Here is a 19,395-nt window from a genome sequence, read left to right as displayed (position 1 = left end):
ACCGACAGCTGTGGTAGCTTCGTCTACGACCACACGGGGGCCCTTGCAAGGGCTGAGATCGGGCTGATGCAGCCTGTGACCGTTGAACCTGTCCGGGTAATGCCGGCGAAGGAAGTGAGTAATCCTTTGAGCATCAAAGAAACACAGCTGAGCCCTACCCAAAACGGATCGGCCAAAGAGGTGACACAATCCCTCAAGTCGCATTCCCTCGCGTTCCTGGAGGATGCCGGGACGGGAATCCGGGTTCCGGTGACTGAAATCGCCCTGGAACCGTCCCCCAACGGCGAGGCCAACGCGCCATTCCAGGTGTACCGCACCGCAGGGCCAGGGAGCGATCCCGTGGTCGGCCTCGAGCCGTTCCGCAGCGAGTGGATCGAAGCCCGCGGCGACACCGAGGCCTACAGCGGCCGCGAACGGAACCTGCTCGACGACGGCAAGTCGGCCGTACGCCGCGGCGCCGCCTCAGCGGAGTGGAAGGGTGCACAGCCGGTGCCCCGCCGCGCCGTCGACGGCAAGACCGTGACGCAGATGCACTACGCCAAGCAGGGCATCGTGACGCCCGAAATGCAGTTCGTGGCACTTCGCGAAAACTGCGATGTGGAACTCGTCCGCAGCGAGGTCGCGGCCGGCCGGGCCATCATCCCCAACAACATCAACCACCCCGAATCCGAGCCGATGATCATCGGCAAGGCGTTCCTCGTGAAGATCAACGCCAATATCGGCAACTCGGCCGTCACCAGCTCCATCGCCGAAGAGGTGGACAAGTTGCAGTGGGCCACGCAATGGGGCGCCGACACTGTGATGGACCTGTCCACGGGTGACGACATCCACACCACCCGAGAATGGATCATCCGCAACTCCCCCGTGCCGATCGGTACCGTGCCTATTTACCAGGCCCTCGAGAAGGTCAACGGCGAAGCCAACAAGCTCACGTGGGAGATCTTCCGCGACACTGTCATTGAACAATGCGAGCAGGGCGTGGACTACATGACCATCCACGCCGGCGTGTTGCTGCGGTATGTGCCGCTCACCGCGAATCGCGTAACGGGCATCGTTTCCCGCGGCGGCTCCATCATGGCCGGCTGGTGCCTGGCGCACCACGAAGAAAACTTCCTCTACACCCATTTCGACGAACTCTGCGAAATCTTCGCCAAGTACGACGTCGCGTTCTCGCTCGGCGACGGCTTGCGTCCGGGAGCGACGGCGGACGCCAACGACGCCGCGCAGTTCGCCGAGCTCGACACGCTCGCGGAGCTCACGAAGCGGGCGTGGAAGTACGACGTGCAGGTCATGGTGGAGGGCCCCGGGCACATCCCGTTCCACCTCGTCCGCGAGAACGTCGAGCGGCAGCAGGAGCTGTGCGACGGCGCACCGTTCTACACCCTCGGCCCGCTCGTGACCGACGTTGCTCCGGGCTACGACCACATCACCTCGGCTATCGGCGCCACGGAGATTGCCCGCTACGGAACCGCGATGCTCTGCTACGTCACCCCGAAGGAACACTTGGGCCTGCCAAACAAGGACGACGTCAAGACAGGCGTGATCACCTACAAAATCGCCGCCCACGCAGCTGACCTTGCGAAGGGACACCCCGGCGCCCACGAACGCGACGATGCCCTGTCCAAGGCCCGCTTCGAGTTCCGCTGGCGTGACCAGTTTGCGCTGTCATTGGATCCGGTCACGGCCGAAGCGTTCCACGACGAGACTCTCCCGGCGGAACCGGCCAAGACGGCGCATTTCTGCTCCATGTGCGGACCGAAATTCTGCTCCATGCGCATCAGCCAGGACATCCGCGACGAATATGGCTCGGCGGATTCCCAGGCGGCCATCGCGGAAATGTACAGCGGGATGCGCGAAAAGAGCGAGGAATTCCTGGCATCCGGCGGGAAGGTCTACCTGCCCGAGCTCGAGGTTCCCGCAGGAAAACGTTGAGCGACGTCAGGAAGCCTGGACTGATCAGGAAGCTTGCACTGATCCGGCGCGGCTGACATCCGCGATGAAGGACCGGATCATCCGGTCTCCTTCAACTGAATCATGAGGCCGGTGTCCTCCAGCCGCAACGCGGTGGAGGGCGCCGGTTTCCTTCAAGTAGCCGGCGATTTCTTCGTAAAGGGGTTCCCAACCACCGGTCAGGACAAGCGTGGGGACTCCGGGCACAATGTGCAGAGGCGCTTCCCACGGCGGAGCCTGGAGCCGCAGGCGTCGAGCGGTACGCCGGGCCTCCGGGGTACTGAGAACGGCCGCCTCGGAGGAAAACGCCCTGCGGACGAATTCGCGTTGGTAATCGTCATCGCTGAGTTCGTGCCGGATCCGGAACAACGGCTCCATGAGTGCCCGGTAAGCCGCAGTGGCGGGCAACTCGGCCGTCAATGAAAGACAAGCCGGTTCCACCAGCACGAGGGACCGGACCAGGTCCGGCCGCTCCACCGCGGCCAACATGGCTGAAATCGCGCCTTGGGAGTGCGCTACGATATGGCCTCCACGCGCCGAGCCGGAACCTGACGCGGTCTCCCGCCCTCCGAGGCACTCCAGGATAATGTCCACGTCGGCGGCAACATCGGATTCCAGAGGCTCGGCCTGCGCATCAAAGCCGTGGCGTTTCAGGAACAGTGCATCGTACGCCAGCGCCATGCCGTGCTGTTTCGGCCAAGCGGCAGCGCCGAATGTGCCTGCTCCATGGACGAACACAACGCGCTGCTTTTGCATTCCCCCAGCCTATGGCACGGGGCTGGCAAGCTCGGGCGGGACGGTTACTTGCCGCCGAGGAACTTGTCGAAGCCCTTGGGCAGGTTCAGCTGGGACGGGTCGAAGTCGCCGGAAGGCTGGCCGAATGACGCGCCGGTGCGAACGGCGTTCGCTCGCTTGTTCTCGGCGTCGCGCAGTTCCTGGGCCGCCTTCGCGGGGTTTCCGGAACGGGCCTTCTTCTTGGGCGCGTTCTTGCTCGCCTTGCGGGAACCGCCACCGAGTCCGGGCATGCCAGGCATCCCGGGCATTCCGCCGCCCTGGGCCAGCTTCTTCATCATCTTCTGGGCCTGCGCGAAGCGCTCCAGGAGGCCGTTGACCTCGGAGACGTGCACACCGGAACCACGGGCGATGCGGGCCCGACGGGATCCATTGATGATCTTCGGAGCCAAACGCTCGTGCGGGGTCATGGAGCGGACAATGGCCTCCACGCGATCGATTTCACGCTCGTCGAACTGCTCCAGCTGCTGGCGGATGTTCTGCGCACCCGGCATCATCATGAGCATCTTCTTCATGGAGCCCATGTTGCGGATCTGCTGCATCTGGGCGAGGAAGTCGTCCAGGGTGAAGTCTTCCTGGTCGGCGAACTTCTTCGCCATCCGGGCCGCTTCATCCTTGTCCCAGTTCTTCTCGGCCTGCTCGATCAGGGTGAGAACGTCACCCATATCGAGGATGCGGGAAGCCATGCGGTCCGGGTGGAACAGTTCGAAGTCGTCGAGGCCTTCGCCGGTGGACGCGAACATGACCGGTTTTCCGGTGACAGACGCTACCGAGAGGGCGGCACCACCTCGGGCGTCGCCGTCGAGCTTTGACAGCACGACACCCGTGAAGTTGACGCCTTCATCGAAGGCAACCGCCGTGTTGACGGCGTCCTGGCCGATCATCGAGTCAATGACGAAGAGCACTTCGTTCGGGATGATCGCCTGGCGGATGCGGCGCGCCTGGTCCATCATTTCGGCGTCGACGCCGAGGCGTCCCGCGGTGTCGACAATCACGACGTCGTGCAGCTTTTGGCGGGCCTCGTCGACGCCGGAGCGTGCGACGGCGACCGGGTCGCCGGTGGGAACATCCAGATCCGAGGTGGTGCCGGGGTGCGGAGCGAAGACGGGAACACCGGCGCGTTCGCCGACAATCTGGAGCTGCGTCACGGCGTTGGGACGCTGGAGGTCAGCGGCCACCAGCACGGGGCTGTGGCCTTGGGCCTTGAGCCACTTGGCAAGCTTGCCGGCGAGGGTGGTCTTACCCGCACCCTGCAAGCCGGCGAGCATGATGATGGTGGGGCCGGTCTTCGCCAAGCGGATACGGCGGGTCTCGCCGCCCAGGATCTCCTGGAGTTCCTCGTTGACGATCTTCACGATCTGCTGGCTCGGGTTCAGGGCCGCGGAAACCTCGGCGCCCAGGGCGCGTTCACGGATGCGGGCTGTGAACTCGCGGACCACGGGAACGGCAACGTCGGCGTCCAAGAGGGCACGCCGGATCTCCCGGACGGTGGCGTCGACGTCGGCCTCGGTGAGGCGGCCCTTGCCACGGAGATTCTTGAAGGTTGCTGTCAACCGGTCAGAGAGTGAATTGAACACGCGCCGTGCACTTCTTTCAATGGTCTACGAATGGCGGCCGTTCCGACGCACCAATATCTTGACGATTCCTGCCCCAAACAAATCTGACTCAACTGAGGGACTCGACTATCTAGGGTACCAAGACGCGCCTGCAAGATGGCATGCTGGCACAGTGACCAGCAAAACAACAGTAAATACGTTGCTCATCCTAGGCGCCTCCGGAGATCTGACGGGCCGATTGCTGTTGCCGGGCCTTGCCAGGCTCGTGGCCAACGGCCTCGCAGACGGCCTGAAGCTTGTCGGAGCCGGCTCCGACCCGTGGACACCGCAGCAGTGGAGCAAACGTGTGGGCGGTGCCTTCGAGGAAGCCGCCAACGGTGCAGGTGCCGCGGGCAAGAAAGCAATCGCGGCCCTGGAGAAAAGTACTGAATACCATCAATTGGACGTCACGGCGGATGGCCAGCTCGCGACTCTTCTGGCCGGACTCGAAGCACCAATCGCCGTCTATTTCGCTTTGCCCCCGCACATCAGCCAGAAGGCCTGCGAGGTCCTCACCGCCCAGCAGCTTCCTCCCGGAACAAGCCTGGTGATGGAGAAACCCTTCGGATCCAGTTCCGAATCCGCCCGGGCGCTCAACAAGACCCTTGCCGCTTTGGTCCCGGAAGACCACATCCACCGCGTGGACCACTTCCTTGGCAAGGCCACCGTGTTCAACATCCTGGGGCTGCGCTTCGCCAACAGCTTCCTTGAGCCGGTGTGGAACCGGGACCACATCGAGAAGGTGGAGATCATCTTCGACGAAGACCTCGCACTCGAAGGGCGTGCGCGCTACTACGACGGCGCCGGCGCCCTCAAGGACATGATCCAGAGCCATTTGCTCCACATCATGGCGCTGCTGGCCATCGATGCCCCCTCCAGCATCGGCGAGCGCGATCTCCGCGACGCGATTTCAACGGTACTGCGTGCGAGCAGCATCACCGCGCCGTACAAGAAGTCCACCCGGCGGGCGCAGTACACAACTGGCCGGATCGGCGACCGGGACGTGCCGGACTATGTCGCGGAAGCGGGCGTGGACCCTGCCCGGGAAACCGAGACGCTCGCAGAAGTCGAAGTGGGAATAGACACGTGGCGCTGGAAAGGCGTCCCCTTCATCCTGCGGTCTGGAAAGGCGTTGGGTGCCGCGCGGAAGGAGGCGATCGTTACCTTCCGGCCCGTTCCACACCTGCCGACCGGATTCGAGGGCGTCGACTCCCCCAACCGGCTGCGCATCGGCTTCGGTCCTGACACGCTGCAGCTCGACGTCGACGTCAACGGTCCCGGAAACATCTTCACGCTCAATCGCGTGACACTCAACGCTGAATTGAATGCGTCCGATCTGCTGCCCTACGGAGAAGTGCTGGAGGGCGTCATTACCGGCGATCCCCTGCTTTCAGTCCGTGGCGACACCGCCGTTGACTGCTGGCGGATCATCGAACCCGTGATCAAGGCCTGGGCGAAGGATTCCGTGCCGCTCGAAAAGTACGACGCCGGCGGGCCCGGTCCCGCGGACTGGCCCACCGCCGTCGGGAACTAACCAGGCGGCCACGCTCCTTCGGAAGCGCACACGCAAAGAGGGGCCGGGTACCTTTCCAGGTATCCGGCCCCTCTTTGCGTTGGTGCCTTAGATGGCTGCTGCGCCTCGCTCGCCCGTGCGGACACGGACAGCTTCGTAGACGTCTACGGTCCAGACTTTGCCGTCACCGGCACGGCCGGTGTTGGAGGAAGCAATCAGGACATCGAGGATGTCGTCTGCCTGCTCATCCGTGGCCAGGACCTCCACGCGGATCTTGGGAAGCAGATCCACGTTGTACTCAGCCCCGCGGTACACCTCGGTGTAACCGCGCTGCCGGCCGTAGCCGCTGGCCGCGCTGACCGTCAGTCCCTGTACCCCGTATGCTTCGAGCCCCTCGCGGATGGCGTCGAGCTTCTCCGGGCGGACGATCGCCGTGATGAGTTTCATGCCTGGACACTCTCCTTGCCTGATACGGATGCTTCGTCGGTTGCTTCGGACGATACCTTGCCGGTAATGAGGTCGTGAAGGGGCTGGAAGCTTCCGCCGTGGCCGCCGACGCCGAACTCGTATGCCGTTTCGGCATGCAGGCTGAGGTCTGCACCGGCGATCTCCTGGCGTTCGGAGATGCGGAAGCCCATGAGCTTGTGGATCGGGTAGGCGATGATGAAGGTCATGACGCCGGTGAAGACGATCGAGCAGAGTGCCGCCAGGGACTGTGCAACCAGCTGGGTAGTACCTCCCCCGTAGAACAGGCCGGCTGCACCCTGGGTCGGGGTGGCGAGGAAGCCGATGGCCACCGTGCCGATGATGCCAGACACGAGGTGGACGCCGACGACATCCAGGGAGTCGTCGTAGCCGAGCTTGAACTTCAGGCCGACGGCGAGGGCCGAGGCAACGCCGGCCGCAACACCGAGGGCGATGGCGCCGAGCGGGGAAACGTTGGCACAAGCCGGGGTGATGGCGACCAGACCGGCGACGACACCTGAAGCAGCTCCGAGCGAGGTGGGGTGGCCGTCACGAATGCGCTCCACGATAAGCCAGCCGAGCATGGCGGCTGCCGGAGCGGTCAGGGTGTTGATCCAGATGAGGCCCGCCTGCTCCACGGTTGCTGCTGCACCGGCGTTGAAGCCGAACCAGCCGAACCAGAGGATCGCAGCACCGAGCATGACCAGGGGCACGTTGTGCGGGCGGTGGTTCGGGTCCTTGCCGAAGCCCTTGCGGTTGCCGATGATCAGGACGAGGATCAGGCCGGCCACACCGGCGTTGATGTGCACCACGGTGCCACCGGCAAAGTCGATGACCGGGGCGAAAGTCTGGCCGAACCAGCCGTCCTTGGAGAAGAGCCCGCCGCCCCACACCATGTAAGCCATGGGTGCGTAGACCAGGGTGGCCCAGATCGGGGTGAAGAGCGTCCAGGCCGAGAACTTGGCACGGTCCGCGATGGCACCGGAGATCAGGGCCACGGTGATGATCGCGAAGGTGGCCGCATAGCCTACCTTGAGGAGGTCAGCGGGATCCGTGAAGTTGTGCAGACCGAAGTGGCTGAACGGGTTTGCGAAGAGCTGGAAGAAGTTGTCCGTGTTGCTCGTGGACATCGATGCGCCCCACAAGACCCAGACGATGGTCACTGTGCCGATGGCGATGAAACTCATCATCATCATGTTCAGGGCGGCCTTGGCACGGGTCATGCCGCCATAGAAGAATGCCAGGCCCGGGGTCATGAACAGCACGAAGGCTGACGCGACCAGGAGCCAAACGAGACCGGCGCTGAATTCCATGGTCTACGTCCTCTCTGCTCTTTGTTGCGGACTTTGCCGCCTGTCCCAACGCATTTGCGTTCTACATAAGAGTTTTGCGGGGCAGTGTTTCACCTGCGAAGGTTTTAGATTGCGGGGCTGTTACAAGAACTTCTCGAACGTAAATGGTGCATATCAGCCTTGTTACGGATATGTTTCGTCAGTTCCACTTTCCCCTTCGTTCGTACTACCCAGAGGACCCCGACACCATGACCGCATGCCCGAAGTCCCCCGCCAATCAAGGAGCGAGGGCCCCAAAGGCTGCAATGCCGCGGGACATCAGGGTGATGTTGGCGGCAGCGTTCCTGATCGCACTGGGTTTTGGCCTCGTGGCGCCCGTGCTCCCCCAGTTCGCCACGACTTTCGACGTCGGGGCGACGGCAGCCGCGGTGATCGTGAGTATTTTTGCCTTCATGCGCTTGGTGTTTGCTCCGGCCGGGGGTGCCCTGATGGGCCGCTTCGGCGAGCGTCCGGTGTACATTGCAGGGCTGCTGATTGTGGCGGCGTCGACGGCGGCCTGCGCCTTCGCCCAGAACTATTGGCAGCTGCTGGTCTTCCGGGGCCTTGGCGGAGCCGGGTCCGTGATGTTCACCGTTGCCGCGATGGGCCTGTTGATCAGGCTCGCCCCACCGGAAAGCCGTGGACGGGTCTCCGGCGCGTACGCCTCCGCCTTCCTGATCGGCAGCGTCCTGGGGCCCGTGGTTGGCGGGTTGCTGGCCGGCTTCGGCCTGCGCGTCCCGTTCCTCGCCTACGCGACGGCCCTGGTCCTTGCGGCCCTGGTTGTACGCACGCAGCTCACGGGCAGTTCAAAGGCAGCGAAGCAAGGCGGCGCGGCAGGGCCGGCAATGCGCATGAAGGAGGCCCTGGGCGATTCTGCCTACCGGGCCGCCCTGTTCTCCAGTTTCAGCAACGGCTGGGCGACCTTCGGCGTGCGCATGGCCACCGTGCCGTTGTTCGCCGTGGTTGTGCTGGCCGGAGGATCGGCCTCGGCGGGTTGGGCGCTGGCGGTGTTTGCAGGGGGAAACGCGCTGGCGCTGACCTTCTCCGGCCGGATGGCAGACAGTTTCGGCCGCAAGCCCATGATGCTGCTGGGCTTGGTGGTCACCGGCCTGGCCACCGCCACCATCGGCTTGACCGGCAATCTTCCCGCATTTTTCGGGGCGTCTGCCGCGGCCGGCTTCGGCTCCGGCCTGCTGAACCCGGCCCAGCAGGCCGCCGTCGGGGACATCATCGGTCGTGGCCGCTCCGGCGGCAAGGTGCTGGCGGTGTTCCAGATGGCCTCCGACGCCGGAGCCATCGTGGGTCCGGTCCTCGTTGGCCTCGTGGCTGATGGACTTGGCTACGGGTGGGCCTTCGGCGCAACGGGCGGAATCCTCCTGCTCGCCGCCGTCGGCTGGTCCGCGGCACGCGAGCCGATGCAGCGCGTCCCCTAAAGCGTCGACTGACCCAACTGAGTCGCAGTTAATGTCGCTATGAGCTCTGAAAACGCCATCAACTGCGAGCCAGTTGGGCTGGACGCGGCTAGTTGAGCAGGGCGTCGACGAAGGCTTCGGCCTCGAACGGCGCGAGGTCGTCGGGTCCTTCGCCGAGGCCGACGAGCTTGACCGGCACGCCAAGGGCCTTTTGGATGGCGACGACGATCCCGCCCTTCGCGGTGCCGTCCAGCTTCGTGAGGACGATTCCCGTGATGTTGACTACTTCGGAGAAGACCTTGGCCTGGTTCAGGCCGTTTTGGCCGGTGGTCGCGTCCAGTACCAGAAGGACTTCGTCCACTTCGGCCAGCTTCTCGATGACGCGCTTGACCTTGCTGAGCTCGTCCATGAGGCCCACCTTGTTCTGCAGGCGACCGGCGGTGTCGATCATCACGACATCCACTTCCTGCTCAATGCCGGCCTTGACTGCTTCATAGGCGACAGAGGCGGGGTCCGCGCCGACGACGTGCGACCTGACGGTTGCGACGCCGACACGCTGGCCCCATGTGGCGAGCTGCTCCGCAGCCGCCGCACGGAAGGTGTCGGCCGCGCCCAGCAGGACGTCCTTGTCTTCGGCGACGAGAACGCGCGCGAGCTTGCCGACGGTGGTGGTCTTACCGACCCCGTTGACGCCGACGACGATCATGATGGCCGGGTGGGCTCCCTTGCGTTCCACGTTCAGGCTGCGGTCCATCGTCGGGTCCACGAGCTTGATGAGTTCCTCGCGCAGGAGTGCCTTGACGTCCTCTGGACTGCGGGTGCCTTGCACTTTTACCCGTGCACGCAGGGCATCGACCAGCTGCATGGTGGGCTCGGAGCCGAGGTCGGCAAGGAGCAGTGTTTCTTCGACTTCGTCCCAGACGTTTTCGTCGATCTTGTCGCTCGAAAGCAGGGCCAGGAGCCCCTTGCCGAGAATGCTGTTGGATTTGACCAGTCGCGCCCGAAGCCGGTTGAGGCGGCCCTCGACAGGCGCAGGGGTCTCCACCTGGATGAGTTCCAGGCCCGCGGCGTCATCCGGAACGTCGGTCTCCGGTACAGCGAGCTCGGCGGGTTCGACGACGGGTCCCGGCGCCGTGCGATCCGGCGCGGTCCCGGGGGCGTCGTCGACGATCGTTCCGCCGCCTGCCGGCGCCTTGTCAGCGGGGTCGTTGGCGTCGCGCGTTCCAGCGTAAGTCGAGGAGGACTTCCGCGCCTTGAGCAGGACAGGAATCAGCCCTCCGACCACCACGATGGCAGCGACAATGGACAAAATAATGGGGAGGAGATCGTTCACTCCCCTAGCTTCTCACAAAGCTAGACCTCGGCACCGAGCCTCTGGCTGATGACGGTGGACACGCCATCGCCCCGCATTGTCACTCCGTAGAGGGCGTCCGCGACTTCCATGGTCCGCTTTTGGTGCGTAATGACAATCAGCTGGCTGGACTCGCGCAGCTCTTCGAAAATCGTGATGAGCCTGCCCAGGTTCGTATCGTCCAGCGCGGCTTCCACTTCGTCCATGACGTAGAACGGCGAAGGCCGCGCCTTGAAAATCGCCACGAGCAACGCGACAGCCGTCAGCGACCGTTCGCCACCGGAAAGCAAGGACAACCGCTTGATCTTCTTGCCGGCAGGCCTTGCCTCCACTTCAATGCCGGTGGTCAGCATGTCATCGGGGTCTGTCAGCACCAATTTGCCCTCCCCACCGGGGAAGAGCCTCGCAAAGACGTGGTCGAACTGCTTGGAGGTATCCGCGAAGGCCTCGGCAAAGACCTGCTGGACGCGGTTGTCAACTTCCTTGATGATGTCCAAAAGGTCTTTGCGACTGGATTTGAGGTCTTCCAGCTGCGTGCTCAGGAATTGGTGGCGTTCCTCAAGTGCCGCAAATTCCTCAAGCGCCAAGGGGTTCACTTTGCCAAGGGCTGCGAGGTCCCGTTCGGCTTTGCGGAGCCGTTTCTCCTGCTCGGCGCGGACAAAGGGAACACCCTCGGCAATGGCGTTACCGTCTTCGTCCACCGGCGCGCGGAGTTCTGCCCACTTGTCGACAGTAGCGGCGGGGACGGGAACGGGCTGCTCCGGACCGAAGTCGGCCACGAGTTGTTCCGCCGACAGGCCCAGCTCCTCGATGGAGCGGGTTTCCAACGCTTCGATCCTGAGCCTTTGCTGGGCTCGGGCGAGTTCGTCGCGGTGGACGGAATCCGTCAGTCCCGCCAGCTCCTGGGCCAGCTTCTCGTTACTGCTCCGGACATCGCCTAGTTCCCTTTCGCGCTGCTCCCGCACTGCCTCGGCGAGATCGCGGGCGCGGGCGGCGAGGTCCACTGAAACGTCAACGAAACGCACAGTCTGTTCGACGGCGGAAGCAACGGCTGAGGCCCGCTCGGCTTGGGCTTTGCGTCGCAAGGCCCGGCGCGCGGCTTCCTCACGTGCCCGCCGTTCGCTCGCGGCGGCCCGTTCGAGGGAAGCGGCCCGGTTGCTGGTCGCGGCGAGCTGTTCCTCGGCACTCCGCAAGCCCAGCCTGACCTCCATCTCACGGGACCGGGCGTCGCTGGCAGCCCTGGCCAAGGCATCGCGGTGCTCCGTGGAAGGCTCTTCCTCCTGGGGGGCTTCTTCTGCCGCGGCCAGCCGTTCCGCCGCAAGCTCAAGGGATTCCTCTGCCACGGCGATGTTCAGTTCGGCTTTGGCCAGGGACTCCGCCATTCGATCGCGTTCCGCGACGGCGCTGCGCAACTGGGAATTCAGGTGGCCAAGCCGTTCCGCGACGGCGGCCAGGCGGGCATCCGAGTCGTGGAGTTTGTCCAGCGCGGCGTTCGCACGTTCCTGGGCGTCGGCCCGGCGCGCTTCGGCTCCAGCAAGGGCGAACTTTCCCCGCTCAAGACGGGTCGTGAGCTCCAGGAGCCGGGTGCCGGCGTCGTCCACTGCTGCTTGGACCTCAAGGAGCGACGGCGCCGTGGCCGATCCGCCGTCCACCGTCAGGACCCTGAAGACGTCGCCTTCGAGGGTCACCGCGGTAAGCTCCGGGTTGCCGGCAATGAGGCTTGCCGCCGCGTGCAAGTCGTCGACGACGGCGGTGGACGCCAGAAGGGTCCTTGCGCCACTCGCTTCGGGGGCGTCAGTCGCCACCAACCCGGCGGCCCAGCGCGCACCGTCAGGCAGCATCGGCAATTCCCGCAGGCCAGGCTCGGGATCCGCTAAGGGTGCAGCGCCTGCCACCAAAAGCGAGGCGCGTCCGGCGTCGGCGTCCTTCAACAGTTCCATCGCGGCGACGGCCCCCGCGCTGTCTGCCACCACGACGGCGTCGGAAGCAGTGCCAAGTGCTGCGGCCACGGCCGTCTCATACCCGGGCTCCACCGTCAGGAGGGAAGCAAGCGAACCCAGGACTCCAGGGTGGTCCGAGGACAGAAGCCGCGAAGAACCATCCTTGCGGTTGAGTCCAAGCTGCAAAGCATCGCGGCGGGCGGTGAGCGCATCGCGTTCGCGGACTTCATCGCGTTCGGCAGTTTTCAACGCTTCGATCTCGGCGTTGATCCCGTCAAGAAGGGCGCTGGCGTCCTCGTATTCGGCGTCGAGGCTTTCTTCGCCGTCTTCGACGCCGGCCACCTGCGACTCGAGGGCCGCAAACTCACTTTGCGCGTGCCGACGGCGTTCCTCACCGGCTGCCAGCGAGTCCCTGAGCCTGCCCCGCTCAGCCTCGGCCGCCTCGGCCCGGGAGCGTGCGGCAGCCAATTGGCCTACGAGTTTCGCGAGGCCTTCACGGCGATCAGCTGCTGCCCGCAACACGGCCGTCAGGCGTTTGTCCTCGGCCGCGGCCAGGTTCTCGGCTTCCTGTTTGGCTGCCGTAGCGTCGAGCAGGCCTGCTTGCTTCGCCAGGATGTCATGCTCCAGTTCCGACTGTTCCTGCCGGACCCGGGCGGCCTGGCGGTCCAGGTGGTCCGGGTCGCGGCCTGAATCCGGGGCAGCATCGGAGGCGCCAAGGAGACGGCGGCGCTCGGTAGCGAGCGATCCCAGGGCGCGAAGCCGGTCCCTGGTTGCCGACAGCTGGTACCAGTTGTCCCTGGCGGCATTCAGCCTAGGAGTGGCCTCAGCTGCGAGTTGCTCAAGCCGGAGCTGGCGTTGGCGGCCTGCGCCGAGCTCCGCTTCGACCACCTCGCGGCGCTCCTTCAACGCGGCTTCGTCGGCGACGTCCTTCTCCAACGTCCGGGTGAGCTGGACGAGATCATCGGCCAAGAGCCGGGATTTGGCGTCACGGACGTCGAACTGCACGGTCTGGGCGCGGCGGGCGACTTCGGCCTGTTTGCCCAGCGGCGTGAGTTGACGGCGGATTTCCGCCGTGAGGTCACCAAGGCGTTGCAGGTTCGCCTGCATGGCTTCCAGCTTGCGGACGGTCTTTTCCTTGCGACGCCGGTGCTTGAGGATACCTGCGGCTTCTTCAATGAATCCCCTGCGGTCCTCGGGGGTGGCGTGCAGGACGCGGTCCAACTGCCCCTGCCCCACGATCACGTGCATCTCCCGACCAAGACCTGAATCCGAGAGCAGCTCCTGGATGTCCAGGAGGCGGCATGGCGAGCCGTTGATGGCGTACTCGGATCCTCCCGTCCGGAACAGCGTGCGGGAAATGGTGACTTCGCTGTATTCGATCGGCAAGGCGCCGTCGGCATTGTCGATCGTCAGGGCAACGTGCGCCCGACCAAGAGGGGGACGCCCCGATGTGCCGGCGAAGATGACGTCTTCCATTTTGCCGCCGCGCAGGGTCTTGGCACCTTGTTCGCCCATGACCCAGGCCAGCGCGTCAACCACATTGGACTTGCCCGAACCGTTGGGGCCGACAACGGCGGTGACGCCCGGCTCGAAGTCGAACGTCGTGGCCGACGCGAACGACTTGAAGCCCCGGACAGTCAAACTTTTCAGATGCAAGGTGTTTCGGATCTCCTGAGTGGCTGAATTCCCGTTCTCAATCTACTGCCCGACGGCGGAAATCCCCGGATTTGCGGGGCAAACCGGCGAATCCGTGCTACCAGCGGCCGTTGCGCGGCTTCGGCTGGCAGATCGGGCAAGTGTACGAGGAGCGGTTCATGAATTGCTCCCGTTTAATCACACCGGGAAGTCCAACGGCGGAACAACGCCTGCACGGCTCGCCCTCCCGGCCGTAGGCATCCAAGGACCGCGCGAAGTATCCCGAAGCTCCGTTGACATTGACGTAGAGCGAATCAAAGCTCGTCCCACCGGCGGCGAGGGCGTCGCTCATGACTTCCTTCGCGGCGTCGACGAGCCTCACGGCATCGGTCCGCTTGAGGGTGTCTGTCGGCTTGGCATAGTGGAGCCTGGCCCGCCAGAGAGCTTCATCGGCATAGATGTTGCCTATCCCGGAGATGACACCCTGATCCAACAGGGCACGCTTGAGACCGGTCTTGCGGGCTTTGACCTTGCGGTAGAACTCGTCAAAGGAAAAGTGCGGGTCCAGCGGATCGCGGGCGATGTGCGAGGCTTCTTCGGCAATTTCAGGAAGGGGCGTCTCGCCCTGGCCGCCGGGGCCGCCGTCGGACGTCGGTACAAGGGAAGTGACAAACAGTCCACCGAAGATCCGCTGGTCCACAAACCGCAACTCCTCGGGCATGCCGTCGGAGCTGCTAAGACGGAGACGGACTTTGAGGTGCTTCTCATCGGGGACCGCAGGGGCCTGCATGAGGAGCTGCCCGCTCATACCGAGGTGCGCCATCAGCGCGACGCCGGGCATCGTTTCGGCGGACACTGCCCCGCCTGGCAGTTCGGCGGCGTTGCCCGCACTGCGGGGTTCCTCGGTTCGCAGGGGCATCCACAGGAACTTACCGCGGCGGACGACATCCAAAACCGTGGAGTTCTCAAGGTTGCCGATAAAGTCCTCTGTGCCCAAGGTGTGGCGGCGGATGGAACGGGGATCCAGGACCTCCACGGCCGTGATGGTCCGGCCGCGCACCCAACGTGCCAGGCCGCGGCGGACCACTTCGACTTCGGGCAGTTCCGGCATGTGGAATCAGGCGCTATGCGCAGGATCAGCCGGAGAGTCGGCTTTGCTGTTCAGCGTGACCTTGCTGTTGAGCGTGCGCCACGCATCTGCGGCGGCTTCCTGCTCGGCTTCCTTTTTGGAGTGGCCCGTGCCTTTGCCGTAGGCGGTGCCGCCGATCTGGAGCACTGCCTCAAAGCTGCGCGCGTGGTCCGGGCCGGAGCCTTCGACTGCATAGTAGATGGACCCGAGCTGACGGCTGGCGGCAAGCTCCTGCATGCTGGTCTTCCAGTCGGTGCCGGCACCGAGGGCTGCGGCGTCCTTGAGCAAGGGCCCAACGAGCCGCATGACGAGCTGCCGGGCGGTCTCAATGTCGTTGGAAAGATAGGTGGCGCCGATGAGCGCTTCCATGGTGTCCGCAAGGATTGAAGACTTGTTCTTACCGTCGGTGAGCCTTTCGCCCTGCCCGAGGTAGATGAATTCGCCGATGCCAAGGTCCCGGCCGATACCCGCCAACGCGCGGGTGCTGACGACGGCGGAGCGTCGCTTCGCTAGGTCGCCTTCCGGCAGCGCCGGGTTGTCGCGGTACAGCGAATCGGTCACGGAGAAGCCCAGGATGGAGTCGCCCAGGAACTCGAGGCGCTCATTGGTGGGAATCCCGCCATTTTCATACGCGTATGAACGATGCGTCAGAGCAAGACGAAGCGTCTCGGCGTCAATGGAGACACCGAGACGCTTCAGAAGCTCTTCAGTTGAAGACATCCTTTATCAGCCTTTTGGCGGATTTAGACGTCAGCGACCTTGCGGCCCTTGTATTCAAGGAACAGCGCGGTCCCGGCAGAGTCGGTTACGACCTTTGCCTGATGCGGCAGGCTGTAAACAACCTGGCCGTTTTCGATGGTCTTGACCAAGTTGGGGGCAGTTGCCTTCCACTGGGCACGGCGGGCGCGTGTATTTGCGCGAGACATTTTCCGCTTGGGAACAGCCACGGCTATCTCATTTCTCTTTTAGTCAGCACTTACTAATCAGTTTGCCGGTCGGTCTTAGCCAGTTCAGCTAGGGCAGCCCAGCGAGGATCCAGGTCCTCGTGGTGGTGCCCCGGCTCGTCTTCCAGACGCACTCCGCATATTGAGCAGAGGCCCTGGCAGTCTTCCCGGCACACCGGCTGGAACGGCAGCATGGTTACAACCGCGTCCCGCAACACCGGTTCAAGATCGATTAGATCGTGCTCGACTCGACGTTGCTCTTCATCGTCTTCTTCGTCCGAAAGCTCGACGCCCTCATAGAAGAAAAGTTCTTGCACATTGACCTCAAGGTCATACGCAAGGGGATCCAGGCATCGTCCGCATTCGCCCTTGACTTCAGCGAATACGATTCCAGATACCAGAATTCCTTCGTGTACGGCCTCAAGCCTCAGGTCGAGCTCGATATCCGAGCCTTCCTGAACGCCAATGAGTGCCACGCCAAGGTCACTTGGCGCGGGTACATGTTCCGTGAGCGTCCGCATGCTTCCTGGACTACGTCCGAGGTCCTTGACGTCCAGCGTCAAAGGCGAACTTGCATCTCGCTTAATGAGAACTCCTGTAGAACATATGACCGACGTACCATCTTAGCCTGAACGCGTGAGCGGACTCAAACCGGGTCAATTACAACGCGTTCTGCCCGAGGTACCGATCCAGCTTACCCGTTGCGGAGCTACTCCGCTGCCGACCCGCCAGCGAGGAGCCTCTTGAGCACCGATTTAGGCACGAAATCGGACACATCGCCGCCCAAGAGGGAGATTTCCTTGATGAGCGTGGAGGACAAATGGAGGTAGTGGGCCTCCGCCGGAAGAAAGACAGTCTCGACGCCGGACAATTGGCGGTTCATGGTGGCCATGGGAAGTTCGTAGTCGAAATCCGAGGACGAGCGCAGGCCCTTGACGATCGCCGAAATTCCCCGGTGCCTACAGTATTCGGCCAGCAATCCCTCGCCCATGGGCTCCACGATGATGCCCCGCAAGGAAGCAAGTGTCTGCCTAGCCATGTCCATGCGTTCTTCCAGGCCGAAGCGGTACTTCTTCGCATAGTTGGTGGACACGGCGACGACAACTTCATCGAACAGGCCGGCGGCCCTCGCAATGACTTCCAGATGTCCGTTGTGGATGGGGTCGAAGGAGCCAGGGCACACTGCGCGTCTCATGGTTCGAACCTACCGCATCCGGGGCCGCAGGCACTATGGCGATACCATGGCTGAAACGGCGGGCCGGACGAGCCGGAAGCCAGCACCCAGGAAGGCATCCCCACAGTGACGAGCCCGGCCTCTCTCAGCCAAAACACGTCCGCCGCACCTTGGCAACGTGCCGCAAGCGGCGCCAACCTGCTTTCGGCCGACGGCAGCCTCGGAGTGACCATCTTCGAAGAGATGACCACCCTGGCAATGTCCACCGGAGCCATCAACCTGGGCCAAGGATTCCCGGACGAGGACGGTCCGGCGGAAATCAAGGCAGCAGCACAGGCAGCCATCACGGCGGGAGCCAACCAGTACGCGCCAGGCAAAGGGATCCCCGAACTTCGCGAGGCCATCGCCGCACACCAGGAACGCTTCTACGGACTGACCCCGGACCCGCAGACCGAGGTCATTGTGACCACCGGGGCCACTGAAGCCATCGCCGCCGCATTGCTCGCATTCATCGAAGCCGGCGACGAGGTCCTGACCTTCGAGCCCTTCTACGACTCCTATGGCGCCATCATCGGACTCGCCGGGGCCAAGCATGTGACCGCTCCCTTGCTGGCGCCGGACTTCCTTCCGGACGTGGACGCGATGGAATCGGCATTCAGCGAGCGCACGAAGGTTGTGCTCCTCAACAATCCGCACAATCCCACGGGCGCGGTTTTCCCTCGCGAGGTGCTGGCACGCGTCGTCGAGCTCGCGCGGAAATACGATGCCTTGATCCTCAGCGATGAAGTCTACGAGCACCTCACCTTCGGTATGCAGCACCTTCCGGTCGCCGGCATCCCGGGAGCGGCCGAACGAACTGTCACGATTTCCTCGGCCGGCAAGACGTTCTCGTTCACCGGCTGGAAGATCGGCTGGCTCAGCGGACCGGCGCACCTCGTGGCGGCGATCCGCACGGTCAAACAATTCCTCAGCTACAGTTCCGGGACCCCGTTCCAAAGTGCGATCGCGGTAGGCCTCGCCCTTCCCGATGAGTTCTACACCGGCATCGCGTCCACTCTCCAGCACAAGCGGGACATCCTGGCCGAGGGACTGCGGGCCGCGGGCTTCGGCGTCTACATGCCGCAGGGAACATACTTCATCAACGTCGACACTGCGCCCCTCGGCATCAACGACTCCGTGGACTTGGCCCGACGACTGCCGGAGCTCGTAGGAGTGGCGGCCATCCCCGTTCCCGTGTTTTGCCACCCGGAAGGCGCGGAAAGGACGCGCAGCCTTCTCCGGTTCGCGTTCTGCAAGAAGACCGAAGTACTGGAAGAAGCGGCCGCCAGGCTGGCCACCCTGCGGGACAAGCTCTGACTGTGTCAACCGGCCAAAACCACGAGGGACGGCGCTTCCTGCGAGCCACCGGCCGACATGCCGCGATCGAGGCCGACACACTGATTGACGGCGCCTACATCCTGCGCATCGGCGACGCCGAGCAATCCCACGTCAATCTCGCGGACCCCGCGGAAATCTTCTACGAGTACCTGCGCAGGATAGGCAATGTGGTGGATCTGCTCGCGCCAGGCGGGCAAGCCATCACTGCCCTTCATCTCGGCGCGGGGGCCTTGACCCTGGCCCGCTACATCGAGGCGACAAGGCCCGGTTCGGAACAGCACGCCGTCGAACTCGAACGTGAATTGCTCGACTTCGTGCTGCAGAAGTTGCCCATGCCGGACGGCACCCTCTTGGAGACCCATATTGGCGACGCACGCGAAACCCTCGCCGAACTGCCCACGGAACTCGAGTTCGACGTCGTGATCCTGGACATCTTTTCCGGTCCCGAGGCGCCGGCGCATATCGCCTGCCAGGAGTTCTATGAAGAGGCCGCGGCGCGGCTCCGGCCCGATGGGGTGCTCATCGTCAATGTCGGCGACGAAGCGGCCCTGACCCTGGTGCGCAGCCAGGCCGCCGCGATGCGACGGGCGATGCCCGACGTTGCGGCCTTCGCCGAGAGCGGCATGTTCGCCGGCCGGTACCCCGGCAACATCATCCTGGCGGGGACGCGCCGGCCGTGGCCGGCCGAATGGACGGCGGAACTCCTCGCCCGTGGGCCGCACCCCGCGGTGGTGCTGAGCGGAGTGGAGTTGGACCGGCTATCGGGCTAGCGCCGCCTTTCGGGCTC

General features: G+C 64.1%; 16 protein-coding genes and 1 riboswitch. Of the genes, 5 read left to right on the top strand and 11 right to left on the bottom strand.

Annotation, left to right across the window (positions count from 1 at the left end; all coding sequences use genetic code 11):
- Window positions 1–23 precede the first annotated feature (23 nt).
- Window positions 24–131: riboswitch (TPP riboswitch) on the top strand.
- Window positions 127–1,932 carry a phosphomethylpyrimidine synthase ThiC gene (gene thiC / locus AB4074_RS01705; protein ID WP_441411815.1) on the top strand — a complete coding sequence of 602 codons (1,806 nt, stop codon included), beginning with the start codon at window positions 127–129 and terminating at the stop codon, window positions 1,930–1,932. Its footprint overlaps the riboswitch before it by 5 nt.
- 24 nt (window positions 1,933–1,956) lie before the next feature.
- Here the strand turns inward: thiC and AB4074_RS01700 are convergent, their stop codons facing one another.
- Both AB4074_RS01700 and ffh read right to left on the bottom strand, forming a co-directional pair.
- Window positions 1,957–2,706, bottom strand: coding sequence for an alpha/beta hydrolase (locus AB4074_RS01700; protein WP_441411814.1), 750 nt, complete (start codon window positions 2,704–2,706; stop codon window positions 1,957–1,959).
- A gap of 44 nt (window positions 2,707–2,750) precedes the next feature.
- Window positions 2,751–4,319, bottom strand: coding sequence for a signal recognition particle protein (gene ffh / locus AB4074_RS01695; RefSeq protein ID WP_345449955.1), 1,569 nt, complete (start codon window positions 4,317–4,319; stop codon window positions 2,751–2,753).
- 151 nt (window positions 4,320–4,470) lie between these two features.
- Here ffh and AB4074_RS01690 point away from each other — a divergent pair, with 151 nt between their 5' ends.
- On the top strand, window positions 4,471–5,871 hold the full coding sequence (locus tag AB4074_RS01690; protein ID WP_441411813.1) for a glucose-6-phosphate dehydrogenase: 1,401 nt from the start codon (window positions 4,471–4,473) through the stop codon (window positions 5,869–5,871).
- A gap of 87 nt (window positions 5,872–5,958) precedes the next feature.
- On the opposite strand, the gene AB4074_RS01685 is transcribed toward AB4074_RS01690, so the two are convergent.
- A complete protein-coding gene (locus AB4074_RS01685; RefSeq protein ID WP_028264639.1) occupies window positions 5,959–6,297 on the bottom strand; it encodes a P-II family nitrogen regulator in 339 nt (112 codons plus the stop codon).
- Window positions 6,294–7,628 (bottom strand): ammonium transporter, encoded by a 1,335-nt coding sequence (locus AB4074_RS01680; RefSeq protein WP_441411812.1) that lies wholly within the window; start codon window positions 7,626–7,628, stop codon window positions 6,294–6,296. The genes AB4074_RS01685 and AB4074_RS01680 overlap by 4 nt, the downstream gene beginning before the upstream one ends.
- A 227-nt stretch (window positions 7,629–7,855) precedes the next feature.
- Between AB4074_RS01680 and AB4074_RS01675 the strand changes: the two genes are divergently transcribed.
- Window positions 7,856–9,079: an MFS transporter gene (locus tag AB4074_RS01675; RefSeq protein WP_441411811.1), complete on the top strand. Its 1,224-nt coding sequence runs from the start codon at window positions 7,856–7,858 to the stop codon at window positions 9,077–9,079.
- Window positions 9,080–9,167: 88 nt separating this feature from the next.
- Here the strand turns inward: AB4074_RS01675 and ftsY are convergent, their stop codons facing one another.
- The 7 genes from ftsY to coaD all read right to left on the bottom strand — a co-directional run bounded on the left by ftsY (window position 9,168) and on the right by coaD (window position 17,252).
- Window positions 9,168–10,391: a signal recognition particle-docking protein FtsY gene (gene ftsY / locus AB4074_RS01670; protein ID WP_441411810.1), complete on the bottom strand. Its 1,224-nt coding sequence runs from the start codon at window positions 10,389–10,391 to the stop codon at window positions 9,168–9,170.
- 20 nt (window positions 10,392–10,411) lie between these two features.
- Entirely contained in the window at window positions 10,412–14,005 is a 3,594-nt protein-coding gene (smc, locus tag AB4074_RS01665) for a chromosome segregation protein SMC (protein ID WP_441411809.1), read from the bottom strand.
- Window positions 14,006–14,102: 97 nt separating this feature from the next.
- Window positions 14,103–15,095: a bifunctional DNA-formamidopyrimidine glycosylase/DNA-(apurinic or apyrimidinic site) lyase gene (gene mutM, locus AB4074_RS01660; protein ID WP_441411808.1), complete on the bottom strand. Its 993-nt coding sequence runs from the start codon at window positions 15,093–15,095 to the stop codon at window positions 14,103–14,105.
- Between the two features lie 6 nt (window positions 15,096–15,101).
- Window positions 15,102–15,833: a ribonuclease III gene (rnc, locus tag AB4074_RS01655; protein WP_441411807.1), complete on the bottom strand. Its 732-nt coding sequence runs from the start codon at window positions 15,831–15,833 to the stop codon at window positions 15,102–15,104.
- Window positions 15,834–15,856: 23 nt separating this feature from the next.
- Window positions 15,857–16,060 carry a 50S ribosomal protein L32 gene (rpmF, locus tag AB4074_RS01650; protein ID WP_028264646.1) on the bottom strand — a complete coding sequence of 68 codons (204 nt, stop codon included), beginning with the start codon at window positions 16,058–16,060 and terminating at the stop codon, window positions 15,857–15,859.
- Window positions 16,061–16,092: 32 nt separating this feature from the next.
- A complete protein-coding gene (locus tag AB4074_RS01645) occupies window positions 16,093–16,620 on the bottom strand; it encodes a YceD family protein (protein WP_441411806.1) in 528 nt (175 codons plus the stop codon).
- A gap of 146 nt (window positions 16,621–16,766) precedes the next feature.
- Entirely contained in the window at window positions 16,767–17,252 is a 486-nt protein-coding gene (gene coaD, locus AB4074_RS01640; RefSeq protein ID WP_441411805.1) for a pantetheine-phosphate adenylyltransferase, read from the bottom strand.
- Window positions 17,253–17,357: 105 nt separating this feature from the next.
- Between coaD and AB4074_RS01635 the strand changes: the two genes are divergently transcribed.
- Both AB4074_RS01635 and AB4074_RS01630 read left to right on the top strand, forming a co-directional pair.
- On the top strand, window positions 17,358–18,587 hold the full coding sequence (locus AB4074_RS01635; RefSeq protein ID WP_441411804.1) for an aminotransferase class I/II-fold pyridoxal phosphate-dependent enzyme: 1,230 nt from the start codon (window positions 17,358–17,360) through the stop codon (window positions 18,585–18,587).
- A 2-nt stretch (window positions 18,588–18,589) separates the two neighbouring features.
- Complete coding sequence (locus AB4074_RS01630; RefSeq protein WP_441411803.1) at window positions 18,590–19,378, top strand: spermidine synthase; 789 nt, start codon at window positions 18,590–18,592, stop codon at window positions 19,376–19,378.
- Window positions 19,379–19,395: the final 17 nt, after the last annotated feature.

Origin of the sequence: Arthrobacter sp. 2MCAF14, from assembly GCF_052115645.1 — a bacterium.
In the GTDB taxonomy this organism is placed as follows: domain Bacteria; phylum Actinomycetota; class Actinomycetes; order Actinomycetales; family Micrococcaceae; genus Arthrobacter.
The sequence above is the reverse complement of the archived record's forward strand: the minus strand, read 5'-3'. Positions and strand labels throughout refer to the sequence as shown.